Here is a 12,849-nt window from a genome sequence, read left to right on the forward strand (position 1 = left end):
GGGACATCCGACGGAGAATGCAATGAATCCCCGCCAAGCCTTTTTCGAATGCCTGCACCGCTCGCCTCCGGCGCTGTTTGAAGCCGCGTTATGGATCGCTGCCGAGCACGACCCTGCCGTGGACCCGCAGGCGATCCTGGCTGACTTCACGGTGCTGCAACAGCAAGTCAGCCTCGGCATGCCGCTGCTGCCGGCCGATGAGCTGGGCCAGCCGTTGCTGCGGATAATGAATGACCTGGGGTTCGCCCAGGATGACTTCACCCCCTTGCGCCCCGCCGCCGCCCTGTTGGACAAGGTGTTGCAGCGCCGCCGTGGACAACCCCTGGCCCTGGGCCTGATCGCCCTGGAGTTGGCGCGGCGCCTGGAGATCCCTATGGTGGGGGTCAATTTTCCGGGGCACTTCCTGCTGCGGGTAAGCGGTGCCGATCATTTGCTCGACCCCTGCGGCGGGCGGCGGCTGTACCCCAACGACTGCCGCGAACTGCTGCAACGCCAGTACGGCCCCAATCTCAAGCTGCAAGCCGAACACCTGCGCAGCGCCGAGCCGCGACTGATCCTGCAGCGGCTGTCGCGCAACCTGCGGCAACTGCACCTGACCAATGACCATCACCTGGCGGCGCTGATCGACGCCGAGCGCGTGCTGGAGCTGGGCGACGCCAGCGCCGCCGACTATCTGGCGCGGGCCAGTCTGTACAAGCACCTGGATTGCCCGAATGCCGAGCGCTTCGATCTTGAGCATGCGCTGTTGCTCAGTGAAGACCCGGTGCAGCGGCTGCGCCTGACGGAGCGGCTGGGGCATTTGCCGCCTGGGGCGGTGGTGCATTGACGGAGACCTTGAACCGCGCCGCCCCCATCGCAGCCCCGCTGGGGCTCGACAGCTCCCACAAGTAAGGGGGTTGCCCCTCAGGATTCAAGCGGGTGCTGAAGGATCTCAACCGGCGCCTTGGCCTCGGGCGAGCGCACCTGAATGATCAACAACGCGGCGATCACCGCCGGAATCGCGCAGAAGAAGAAAATCTGCTGCACCGGCACGTGCATCGCCAGCAGCATGCTGCCAAACAACGGCCCCAGGATCGAACCAAACCGCCCGACACCCAGTGCCCAGCCGGTGCCCGTGGCACGTACATGGGCCGGGTAGAAGTTGCTGGCAAATGCATTGAGGGTCAACTGGCCGCCGATGATGCAAAAGCCCGCCGCAAACACAAACGCCACCAGGTAACGCGGGTTGTCATGGTTGAGCCCCAACAGAATCGTGCACACCGCCGCTGCCGCCAATACACCGGAAAGCAGGCGCACTTTGCTTTTCAGGCGGTCGGCAAACCAGGCCATGCCAATCGCGCCCAGGGTGCCGGCGAACAGGAACATCGAGGTCACCAGGTTGGCTTTGTTCAAGGCCATGCCACTTTCCAGCAGCAGTGACGGCAACCAACTGATCATGAAATACAGCAGGATCAGGCTGACAAAAAAGGTCGACCAGATCAGCAGCGTCGGCCGTGCATAGCCATTACGAAACAACTCCACGACAGTCAGCTTGCTGCCCTGCTCCTGGCGATTCTGTTCTTCGCTGGCTGCCGGTGCCTGCCAACCGGGCAGCATGCGCGCCGTGACTTTCTGCAGGCGCGTATAGGGCGGTGCATCGCGCAACAAACGCGGCAAGGATTCAGGCAGCAGCCATACCAGAAAGGGAAACAGCAGCAACGGCGTCACGCCACCGGCGAGGAACACCGCCTGCCAGCCAAAGCTATCGATAAACCCCGCCGCGACAAAACCACCTGCTGCCCCACCGAACGAGAACCCGCAGGCCGCCAGCGTCACCATCAACGTGCGCATACGCGGTGGCGAATATTCCGACATCAAGGCCATGGCGCTGGGCATCGCGCCGCCCATGCCAATGCCGCAGATAAAGCGCGCGGCCATCAGGGTATTCAGGGAATTGGCGAATACCATCAGCACCGTGAGGCTGGCGTAGATCAGTACGCAGGCGAGCAGGATGCGGCGCACGCCGAAACGGTCGGCCAGGGGCGTCACAGCCAGGGAGCCCAAGGTCAGCCCCAGCAGGTTGGCACTGAACACCGGGCCGAAGGCGGCCTTTTCCAGGCCCCAGTCCTGGGCCAGGGCCGGGACCACGTAACCCAACACCTGGGCGTCGTAACCATCGGTGACCAGCAACAACGCTAACAACAGGAGAATCAACCACTGGTAGCGCGACACCGGACGGGCGTCGAGTGCCGCGCGAAAGCTGGCAATCTGATTGTGCATCGCAAGGACCTTTTTATTTTTATGGGGTATCACTTGTGGGAGCTGGCAAGTCAGCTCCCACATGGATCTAGGGGGTGTCAGGTGTGTCAGGTTGGTTGGAGGGGTGGGCCTGGATGAAGGCGGGGTGTTTGGCCGCCAATGCCGCGACACGCTGGATTCGCGGGTAACCCTCCAGCGCCACCTTGAAGCGCTCTGCCGCATACAACTGCGGGATCAGAAACGCATCCGCCAGCCCTGGCTGGTCACCGAAGCAATAGCCCTGGTCACCGATCAATTGCTCCACGGCGCCCAGGCCCTGGCTGATCCAGTGCCCGATCCACTCCAGCAATTGCGCCTCGTCATGCCCCCACTGACGCAGCAGGTTCTGAGTGCTGGAGTTGTGCAGCGGGTGGATGTCACAACCGATGATCGACGCCACTGCACGCTGATGGGCGCGGGCCGCCAGGTCCTTGGCGAGCAGCGGTACCTGTGGATAACGTTCGTCCAGGTATTCGATGATCGCCAGCGACTGGATCAACAGTTCGCCCTCGTCGGTACGCAACGCCGGGACACGGCCCTGGGGGTTGATCGCCAGGTACTCGGGCTGGCGGTTGGCGCCGCCCTTGGGCACCAGCAGGTTGACCGGCAGCGCGGTAAAGTCCAGGCCCTTGAGCGCCAGGGCGATGCGCACCCGATAAGACGCCGTGGAACGATAGTAGGTATAGAGCTCCATCCCCTCGCCCCCTTAGCGCGCGGCGACCACAGTGCCACGGCATTCGCCGAAACCAATGGAGGCAAACCCCTCACGCTGGCAGCGGGCGCGCAGGATGATTTCATCGCCGTCTTCAAGGAACTTGCGCACTTCGCCGGAGGCCAGTTCGATCGGCTTTTTGCCGCCTTCGGTGATTTCCAGCAGGCTGCCGAACTGACCGGCCTCGGGGCCCGACAGGGTGCCCGAACCAAACAGGTCGCCGGCCTGCAGCTGGCAGCCGTTGACGCTGTGGTGCGCGACCATTTGCGCCACGGTCCAGTACATGTGTTGGGTGTTGCTCAGGGTCAGGCGATGGGGCGCCAGGTTCTGCTCGCGCATCGCGGCGGTGGTCAGCAGCACTTCCAGTTCGATATCAAAGCCGCCAGCGGCCTGATCACGGGGGTCCAGCAGGTACGGCAGCGGTTGTGGATCGCCGGCCGGGCGTGCGGGCTGGGCCTTGCGGAACGGTTCCAGGGCTTCGGCCGTGACCACCCAGGGCGAGATGCTGGTGATAAAGCTTTTCGACAGGAACGGCCCCAGTGGCTGGTATTCCCAGGCCTGGATATCGCGGGCCGACCAGTCGTTGAGCAGGCAGAAGCCAGCGATATGCTCGGCGGCATCGCCAATGGCAATCGAGTCGCCCATGGCATTGCCCTGGCCGATCCAGATGCCCAGTTCCAGCTCGTAGTCCAGGCGTGCGCACGGGCCGAAGGTCGGTTCGGTCTGGCCGGCTGGCAGGGTCTGGCCCTTGGGCCGGCGCACCTCGGTGCCGGAGGTACGGATGGTCGAGGCGCGGCCGTGATAACCAATCGGCACGTACTTGTAGTTGGGCAGCAAGGGGTTGTCCGGGCGGAACAGTTTGCCGACGTTCTGCGCGTGTTCGATGCCGACGTAGAAGTCGGTGTAATCGTTGATTTTCGCCGGCAGGTGCATCTGGCAATCGGCGGCCAGTGGCAACACCTGGGCGCCCAGGGCTTGCAGCTGGGCTTGCTGGCTGCTGCCCTCGGCGAGCAGTTCCAGCAGGCGTTCGCGCAGTGCCACCCGTGGGCCGCGGCCCAGTTCGAAGAAGGCGTTCAGTTGGCCGTCCGCCATAGCGTCGATGGCGCGGCGCGCTTCACCGTCAAACAGGTCACGGGCCGCTTGCAGATCAAAAATGTGCTCGCCGATCGCCACGCCACTGCGCGGTGCCGAACCGTTGTGGCTGAAGATGCCCAGGGGCAGGTTCTGCAGGGGGAAATCCGTGTGACCGTTGGCCGAGGCCACCCAACTGCGGGTGAGAGTGGACTGCGTCATGGCTTATCTCCGATTCGGGTTGAAGGTTGCCGGCAGCGTGGCCCAGCAAGCGTCGTAAGTGTTTTGCAATTGCGGGCAATCCAGGGCGAAGCGGGTCGGGCGCAGCACCTGGCTGGTCTCGAACATAAAGGCCATGGTGTTATCAATTTTGTGCGGCGCCAGGTCGACGGCGATGGCCTTGGTGCAGGTCTCTCCATCCGGACCGTGGGCACTCATACAACTGTGCAACGACGCGCCGCCGGGCAGGAAGCCTTCGGCCTTGGCGTCATAGGCACCCTGGATCAGGCCCATGTATTCGTTCATCAGGTTGCGGTGGAACCAGGGTGGACGGAAGGTGTTCTCGGCCACCATCCAGCGCGGCGGGAAGATCACGAAGTCGAGGTTGGCCAGGCCGTGAACGCTGGTGGGCGAGGTCAACACAGTAAAGATCGACGGGTCCGGGTGATCGAAGCTCACCGTGCCGATGGTGTTGAAGCGGCGCAGGTCATATTTGTACGGCACGTTATTGCCATGCCAGGCCACCACGTTCAGCGGCGAGTGGTCGAGGGTGCAGCCCCACAGCTCGCCGAGGAACTTCTGCACCAGGGGCGTGGGTTGCGAAAGATGTTCGTAGTGGGCGACCGGGGTCAGGAAGTCCCGGGGGTTGGCCAGGCCATTGCTGCCAATCGGCCCCAGGTCCGGCAGGCGCAGCGGCGCGCCGTGGTTTTCGGCGACGTAGCCGCGAGCCTGGGCATCCAGCAGCTCGATGCGAAATTTCAGGCCCCGTGGCAACACGACGATTTCCAGCGGCTCGACCTCCAGCACCCCCAGTTCGGTGGCGATGCGCAGGCGGCCATGCTCGGGAACGATCAACAGTTCGCCGTCGGCATTAAAGAACACCCGCTCCATGGAGCAGTTGGCACGGTAGTGATAGATGCTGATGCCGGAGGGCTTCTCGGCGCCGGCGTTGGCCACCATGCCGACCAGGCCGTCGATAAAGTCGGTGGGTTCTGCAGGTATATCCAGCGGGTTCCAGCGCAGGCGGTTGGGCGTGACCTCGCCCAGCGGGCCGCCGGCCAGTTGCCGGTCCAGCTTGATGAATGCCGGGTGATTGGCCGACGGCTGGATGCGATACATCCAGGTGCGCCGGGCTTCGCTGCGCACCATGGTGAACGCGGTGCCGGAGAACAGTTCGGTGTACAGCCCGTAGGGCGCTTTTTGCGGGGAGTTCTGGCCGACCGGCAGTGCACCTGGCAAGGCTTCGCTGGCGAATTCATTGCCAAAGCCCGATTGATAATCGAGGGTCATGGATCGTCCTCAGTAAGGAAGTTGTTTTTATCGTAATCCAGTTACGCATAACGTAATTTGCTCCGTATCGACCGTCAAGCTATAAAGACCGCCATTCGTCTTTCGGACACACGCTCTCCATGGAAAAGCCGCCCGCCCCCCGCGACACCGGTAAACAGAAAGTCCGCTCGGCCGAAGTCGGCACCGACATCCTCAAGGCCCTGGCCGAACTGTCGCCGGCCACATCCCTGTCGCGCCTGGCCGAGCACGTGCAGATGCCGGCCAGTAAGGTCCACCGCTACTTGCAGGCCCTGATTGCCTCGGGGTTTGCCGAACAGAACGCGGCCACCAACCATTACGGCCTGGGCCGCGAGGCCTTGCGCGTGGGGCTGGCGGCGCTGGGCAGCATGGACGTACTGAAAGTCGCCACCCTGCCCCTGGCGCATCTGCGCGACGAGTTGAATGAAACCTGCTTTCTCGCGGTATGGGGCAACCACGGCGCGACCGTGGTGCATATCGAACCGGCGGTGCGTGCGGTCACGGTGGTGACGCAATTGGGCTCGGTGCTGCCGCTGCTCAGTTCCTCGACGGGGCTGGTGTTCAGCGCGTTTTTGCCAGAGCGCGAAACCGTTGACCTGCGCGCGCAGGAGATCCAGGCCGGCATCGCCCATGCGCTGGCGGACGACCAGGCGTATGTGCAGGCCTGTGAGCAGATTCGCCAGCGTGGCCTGCACTTTGTGCATGGTTTGCTGATGCCGGGGGTCGATGCGCTGTCGGCGCCGGTATTCAATGCGCTGGGGCAGGTGGTGGCGGTGATGACGGTGGTGGGGCCGACCTCGTTGTTCCATGCCGATGAAGATGGACCGGCGGCCCGGCAATTACTGGCAGCGAGCCAGGCGGTGAGTTGGCGGATGGGTTATCAACCCTGACTCGCTGGAACTGAATGCATGCGGGCTAATGTGGGAGCTGGCTTGCCTGCGATGGCGGTGGGTCAGTTGATACATTCTGCGACTGATACACCGCCATCGCAGGCAAGCCAGCTCCCACCTGTTGATCGGCGTTGCTGGGAGTAATCAGGCCATCAGGCCCAGGCTCTTGGCCTTGGCCACCGCCTGGGTGCGCCGCTCCACCCCCAATTTGCTGTGAATCCGCCGTGCATGGGTTTTCACCGTGTGCAGCGAGATAAACAACAGGTCGGCAATTTCCAGATTGGAGTTGCCCAGCGCGATCAGTTGCAACACTTCCAGCTCCCGTTGGCTCAACGGGTTTTCCCCCGGCGCCGCCACTGCCTCCTGAGGTTCAAGCCCCAATTCACTGAGCAACCCCGGCTGGCGCAGGCGCAGTTCACGCACCGCCTGCTGCACCTGACAGCGCGCCGCCAGGGCCAGACCGGTTTGCAGCGCACGCACTGCCAGCGCTTTCTCCCCCAGTTGCCAGGCCACCTCGCCCAGCACCAACTGCAACTCCACTTCCAGGCACTGCATGCCAGACTCGCGGGCGCTGTCGAGCAAGGCGGTGAGCCGCTGGATGGGGTGCTCGGCACGGCGCAATTTGACCTGGGCCAGCACCAACAGGTACTCCAGCCGGGGGATCAACTCCAGGGTCGCCGGCGGCGCCTGCTTGGCGTGGGGGCCGTGATAATGGCGCAGCACCCGGCTGACCGCTTCCAGGGTCAGTTCGGCCCGCCCCTGCTGCAGCCAGAAATGCCCGCTGAGCAACAGCAGCACCGCCCGGTACACCGTGTCGGGCACCTGTCGGCGCTGCATCAGGCGCTCGGCGTCGCGCAGTTGGATAAACGCCTGGGCATAGTCGCCGCGGTTGGCCGCCAGCATTGCCAACCCGAGGAAGCCATACAGCACGCGCTTGTCCTGGCTATGCAGGCACATGCCCAGGCCGGCTTCGAGGCATTCGGTGGCCAGGGCGTCATGCCCCTGGCGCAGTGCCAGATGCCCTCGGCGCAAGGCAATCCGGCCCATCAGCGGCCCGGTCTTGAGACGCTGCTGGATCAACATGGCCTGCACGCCTTCCAGCAGGCTCTGGGCCCGGTACGGTGCGCCCCGCTGCTCCAGCAGTTGCGCATGATCCAGCTCCAGTAGCGCCTCCAGCAGCAGCGAACCATGGGCCCGCGCCAGGCACAGCGCCTCGCGGTTGAGGGCCTGGGCCACGTCCAGTTCGCCGCGCAACAGCGCTTGCTGGGTCAGCCCGGACAGGCACATCAGGCGCGACGTCCAGGCGCTGTCCGGCAGATCATTCAACGCATCGAGAAAGTGCGCGCGGGCCCGCACCGCTTCGCCCCCCAGATGCAACAACCACCCCCACTGCGCCTGCCAGCGCGCCAGCAGATGCCGTTGCAAGGCGGCCGTGGGTTGCGGGGTGAAACGTGCCAGTTGATCAACACATTGCGCGGCCTGCTCGAAACGCCCGGCAAACAGCAAGGCGGCGGTGACCAGCCCCACCCGTTGCGCCGAACCGAGCATCAACTCGTCACCGTGCTGCTCATGCAGGCGCAACAACAACACGGCGTTTTGCTGACGGAACAGGTCTTCGAAACTGAAGTGCTCCAGCAGGCTCACCGCCGCTTCGTACTCCTCGGCCAACAGCGCCTGCTCGAACGCCGCCTGCCAATCCTGGGCCGCGCTGAACCATTGGCAGGCGCGCCGGTGCCAAGAGCGCCGGGCCGGCCAGGGTTCGTCGCGCAGCAACTGGGCCAGGGGGGTGAAGACCTGCAGCCAGTCCGGCGAGTCTTCCCAGGGCTCGATAAACGCCCCCAGGGCCTGAAGTTCGCGCAGGTAGTCGGCGCCATCGCCAAAGCCAAACAGGTGTTCGCATAGCCCCTGGTTAAAACGTGGCAAGTGCGCCAGTACGCGCCAGGCCTCCTCCAGCTCTTCAGGCAGGGTGCTGAACAGCTCGTGCTGCAGATAGTCGAGCAGGGTCTGGGAACGCCCATGCCAGGCGCCGCTGTCGGGATGGCTGTCGCCTTCCAGCAGGGCAATACGCACGCCAGCGCACCAACCGGCGCTGAATTGCAGGACCTTGTCGGCAGTCTGCCCGGCGCCGGCGTGATGCTCGAGCAGTTGCTGGACCTCGCGCTGATCGAACGCCAACTCGGTGCCGCCGCACTCCCACAATTCATCATCGAGCAGCAGCCGCGGCCAATTGCAGGCCGGTCGGCGCCGCGCCCCCAGCCACCAGACCAAGGCCGGGCTGCTGGCCGTCAGCACCCGGTCGAGCAAGGCATCCAGGGCCGGTGCCGACACCCGGCAATAGTCATCGAGAAACAGCCAGGCCGGCGCTTGCCAGCGGCTCAGGTCCAGCAGCAAGCTGGCTTCATCGACAAACGCCAGGCCCAGGCTCTGGGCCAGGCGCTGGCAGAAATCCAGCGGGGCCAAAGCCGCGCCATTGAGCGGCAACCAATACACCTGGCAGCTCGCCGGGGCCTGCAGGGCACATTCGGCCAACAACGCACTCTTGCCGCTGCCGGCCGGCGCGCACAGCAACCGGACCCGCGCCTCGGTACCCCGCAACGGCTCGGCCAGGCGTGGGCGCAGCAAATGGTGGGAAGACAGACGTGGCATGAATCCAGGACGATCCAGGCGACGAGTCATGGCGGTCATTACAGCGTCCCTTTTTTATTGTTATGCGGCGTGCGGACTACCGTAGTCCTGTCAATGGGCGTTGTTGAAGAAGTATTCAGCGGGCTGATTGCCGAGCATAAAAAAGCCGGGCTTCATGTGAGCCCGGCACAGGATTGGGTTTACAACCTCAGGTCAGCGTACGCCCGAGGCGCGCAAGGCCGCCGGGGTGTAGTCCGCTGCCTTGGCGTTGAAGCCGAACACAAAGCTGCTCTTCTCCTCGTTCTTCATGCCCAGGGCGATGTAGCGCCCGGCGATGATGTCGTACAGGGTCTCGACCGTGTAGGCCGGGGTCTGGTGGTTGTAGTAGAACTGCGCATGGCCTTCGGCAACGCGCCACAGTTGGCCACGGCCGTCATAGTGATCCACCAGCGCCACTTGCCAGCTGTCTTCGTCGATGTACATGTGGCGCTTGGCATAGATGTGCCGTTCGTTGGGCTTGACCGTGCCGACCACTTCCCAGACCCGGTGCAGTTCATAGCGGGTCAGGTCCTGGTTGATATGGCCGGCCTTGATGATGTCGTCATATTTAAGGGATGGCGAGTCGAGCTTGTAGGCGTTGTAGGGAATGTACATTTCCTTCTTGCCCACCAGCTTCCAGTCGTAGCGGTCTGGCGCGCCGGAGAACATGTCGAAGTTATCCGAGGTGCGCAGGCCGTCGGACGCGGTACCCGGCCCGTCGTAGGCCACTTGCGGTGCACGGCGCACGCGGCGTTGACCGGCGTTGTAGATCCACGCCAGGCGCGGTTCCTTCACCTGGTCGAGGGTTTCGTGCACCAGCAGCACGTTACCCGCCAGGCGGGCGGGCGCGGTGACCGACTGCTTGAAGAAGGTCAGCACGTTGGCGCCCTTGGTCGGGTCCATGTCCGGGATCAGTTGCGGCACCGCCACTTCTTCTTCGAAGCGGATCGGCGTGTAGCTGCCGTTGGTCTGCGGTGTGGCCTGGGTGATGATGCGCCGCAGGTTGCCGCCGTGGTAACGGGTGATGTGGTTCCACAACACCTCGACGCCATTCTTCGGAATCGGGAAGGCGTAGTAGCGGTTGCCGGTGAAGTTTTCCAGGCCGTTGCCGTCGTTGATCGACTTGACGTTGAGCGCGCTGCGCTTGATCGACTCGTAGATATCGTCGGGCAGGTTGACCGTGCGGTGAGTGGTGTAGACCGGGATTTTGTAGGTCTCGGGATAACGCTTGAACATCGCCACCTGGCCGTCCGAGAGTTTGTCCTTGTACTTGTCGACCGTGGCCGCAGTGATCACGAACAGCGGTTTTTCATTGGCAAACGGGTCGGCCAAAAAGCCCTTGCTGTCCACCGCACCGGCGTTTTTCGGGATGCCGCCGGTCCAGGCCGGGATCGAGCCATCGGCGTTACCGGCCTTCTCCGCACCCACCGGGGTCAAGGTGGTCCCCAGCTTGGCGGCTTCTTGCGGTGACACCGCGGCCATCACGTTGGCGGCCAACAGGCTGAGGGCCAGCACACCGCACTGCAAAATCGTCTTACGCATGGTTGTTGTCCTTGTTCTTTTTTAGCCGAATCAGAAGTTCACGCCGAAGCTGAGGGCGAGGAAGTCACGGTCGGTCAGGGTGTTGTAGTCACCGCCAAAAAAGTCGGTGTAGCTCAGGCTCGCGGTGTAGGTGTTGCGGTAGTCCGCATCGACCCCGACGCTGAGCGCCTTGGCCCCTTCGTTGAACAGGCCGTTGGGGCCGTAGCCCTTGACGTCATGGGACCAGGACAGGTTGGGCTTGAGGTTGATCCCGGCGATCACGTTGTTGTAGTCGAGGATCGCCCGGGCGCGATAACCCCAGGAGGTCGCGGTGACGAAGCCGTCGGTGTCACCGCCAAAGCCGTATTGGCCATAGACCGAATCGCGGCCGTAGCGCAGCTTGGTTTTGTTCTCCAGCCCGCCGACCCGCACGATGGCCGCCTCGCCCACCACGGTCAGGCGTTCGGCACCCAGCACCTGGTCGAAAAACTGGGTCAGGGTGGTCTGGAACTGGGTAATTTCCTTGCGCCGGTAGCCGATGTTGTCGGCGCCGAATGAGCTGCTGATTGGCGACGCGGCGTTACCGGCGATGGGGTTGACCAGGGCCAGGGTCAGGTCAGTGGTGTTGAGTTGCACGGGGGCGTTGGGGCGGTAGCTGATTTCCCCGGTCCAGGCCGTGCCGGTGGGCAGGGTCGTGGAAAAGCTGGCGCCGTACAGGCGGATATCTTCGGGGTAATCCAGGTAGTACTGGCCGCGCCCGAGCATCACGCTCTGCGCCAGGCCGGCGCCACTGCCGGGAGCAATGCCGTTGGCGGTATTGATGATATTGCCGATGGTCGCCAGGTTGGTGTTGGCCGTGAGGGTGCCCACCGTCGGCGTGCGGCTGTGGTAGTTCATGAAGTACAGGCCGTACTCGGTGTCATCGCCCAACCAGCGCAAGGCCATGCCGAACTGCCCGGAATCCCGGGCGTCACGGTCGGCGGCGCGGCGTACGATCACCCCTTCATTGGTTACGCCAAAGCCCTGGCCGAACGCGGCAGCGACCGGTTGCAGCGGGCGGATCGCCGGGCTGCCAACGGTGTAGTTGTCGGTGCAGCCATCGGCCGCCACGTCGCCACCAAAGTAGGTGCCGCAGTTATCCAGCACGGTCTGGTCCCATTCCAGCTGGTAGAAGCCTTCCACGGTCAGTTGGTTGGTCAGGCCCTGGGAGGCGAACAGCATGTTGACTGGAATCAGGCCCTCCTTGATCTCGGCGCCCGGCCGGCGGAAGGCCGAGACGTCAATGGGGTTGATGCTGTTGATGGAGTTGCCGATGAAGGTACTTTCGCCCCAACTGACCACCTGTTTACCGGCGCGCACGGTGCCCGGCAGGTTGCCCAGGGAATAGTTGTGATAGACGAAGGCATCGAGGATCTGCGCACCGCTGGATTTGGAGCCTTCCTTGCGGTTGTGGTCGCTGATCGGCTTGAACTCGCGGTCTTCGTCCTTGAGTTCGAAGTCGTACCAGTATTTGCCCCGCACAAACACACCGGTATCGCCGTACTTGAGTTCCAGGTCGTGCAGGCCCTTGAAGATTTTCGAGAAGGTTTCGCCCTTCTTGAAGTTCAAGCGCCCGTCATCCCCGGTGGAAGCCTGGCCACTGCCGCCGTTGACCGTCCCCACCAGCTTGCGGTCGGCATCGCGCATGCCCCAACTGGCCCCGACCGACAGCGATGAATCGAATTGCCCCTCGATCTCGCCGATATTGAATGAAACAGCCTGCGCCTGAACGCAGCAGCCCAAAGCAACCGCAGCGGCCAGCGCCTGTGGCCTGAAGATGGCGCGCATTGTTGTTTTTGTCATGCGTCTTCCCCGGTGGTGTGACAGAAGGCCCCACCCTACTGCCCGCCAGCAGGAGCGATAAGCGCACCAAGGAGGTATTCGTTGTGTCGCTCGAAAGGATTAGCGCAGGCTCTAGCGTGGGTATCGGCGGGGCTATGGACGCAGTGGATGGAACGCCATCAAGAGAATGGATACCCCCGCCCGGCAGGGGCGCCACTGTTGTTGTTTTGGTAACAGTCCTTGTCCTGAATCAGTGTTTTTCATTCTGTTACAACGGACTATTCTTGCCGGGCTTTCAAGGCAAACAGCCTGCTTCACGAAAGCCAGTTTTGGATGGATTGAAGCTTATTTTCAGTCTGTTAACGG

At 63.4% G+C, this 12,849-nt stretch carries 9 protein-coding genes; 2 read left to right on the forward strand and 7 right to left on the reverse strand.

Annotated elements, in window-relative coordinates:
• Window positions 1-22 precede the first annotated feature (22 nt).
• Window positions 23-826 (forward strand): SirB1 family protein, encoded by an 804-nt coding sequence (locus tag JFT44_RS13985; protein ID WP_057437838.1) that lies wholly within the window; start codon window positions 23-25, stop codon window positions 824-826.
• Window positions 827-903: 77 nt separating this feature from the next.
• Here the strand turns inward: JFT44_RS13985 and JFT44_RS13990 are convergent, their stop codons facing one another.
• From JFT44_RS13990 to hmgA, 4 genes are all read right to left on the reverse strand, one after another.
• Window positions 904-2,259 carry an aromatic acid/H+ symport family MFS transporter gene (locus JFT44_RS13990; RefSeq protein ID WP_057437836.1) on the reverse strand — a complete coding sequence of 452 codons (1,356 nt, stop codon included), beginning with the start codon at window positions 2,257-2,259 and terminating at the stop codon, window positions 904-906.
• Window positions 2,260-2,326: 67 nt separating this feature from the next.
• Entirely contained in the window at window positions 2,327-2,971 is a 645-nt protein-coding gene (maiA, locus tag JFT44_RS13995) for a maleylacetoacetate isomerase (protein WP_057958338.1), read from the reverse strand.
• A gap of 12 nt (window positions 2,972-2,983) precedes the next feature.
• A complete protein-coding gene (fahA, locus tag JFT44_RS14000; protein ID WP_057958337.1) occupies window positions 2,984-4,282 on the reverse strand; it encodes a fumarylacetoacetase in 1,299 nt (432 codons plus the stop codon).
• 3 nt (window positions 4,283-4,285) lie between these two features.
• Window positions 4,286-5,569 (reverse strand): homogentisate 1,2-dioxygenase, encoded by a 1,284-nt coding sequence (hmgA, locus tag JFT44_RS14005; RefSeq protein WP_057958336.1) that lies wholly within the window; start codon window positions 5,567-5,569, stop codon window positions 4,286-4,288.
• 119 nt (window positions 5,570-5,688) lie between these two features.
• Between hmgA and JFT44_RS14010 the strand changes: the two genes are divergently transcribed.
• On the forward strand, window positions 5,689-6,477 hold the full coding sequence (locus JFT44_RS14010; protein ID WP_198830816.1) for an IclR family transcriptional regulator: 789 nt from the start codon (window positions 5,689-5,691) through the stop codon (window positions 6,475-6,477).
• Between the two features lie 144 nt (window positions 6,478-6,621).
• Here the strand turns inward: JFT44_RS14010 and JFT44_RS14015 are convergent, their stop codons facing one another.
• From JFT44_RS14015 to JFT44_RS14025, 3 genes are all read right to left on the reverse strand, one after another.
• Window positions 6,622-9,162 (reverse strand): LuxR C-terminal-related transcriptional regulator, encoded by a 2,541-nt coding sequence (locus JFT44_RS14015; protein ID WP_057958334.1) that lies wholly within the window; start codon window positions 9,160-9,162, stop codon window positions 6,622-6,624.
• A 153-nt stretch (window positions 9,163-9,315) separates the two neighbouring features.
• Complete coding sequence (locus JFT44_RS14020) at window positions 9,316-10,683, reverse strand: DUF1329 domain-containing protein (protein WP_169990148.1); 1,368 nt, start codon at window positions 10,681-10,683, stop codon at window positions 9,316-9,318.
• A gap of 30 nt (window positions 10,684-10,713) precedes the next feature.
• Window positions 10,714-12,504, reverse strand: coding sequence for a DUF1302 domain-containing protein (locus tag JFT44_RS14025; protein WP_198799883.1), 1,791 nt, complete (start codon window positions 12,502-12,504; stop codon window positions 10,714-10,716).
• Between the last annotated feature and the right edge of the window lie 345 nt (window positions 12,505-12,849).

The sequence above is a fragment of the Pseudomonas sp. MF5691 genome, from assembly GCF_016405645.1.
Lineage (GTDB): Bacteria > Pseudomonadota > Gammaproteobacteria > Pseudomonadales > Pseudomonadaceae > Aquipseudomonas > Aquipseudomonas shahriarae.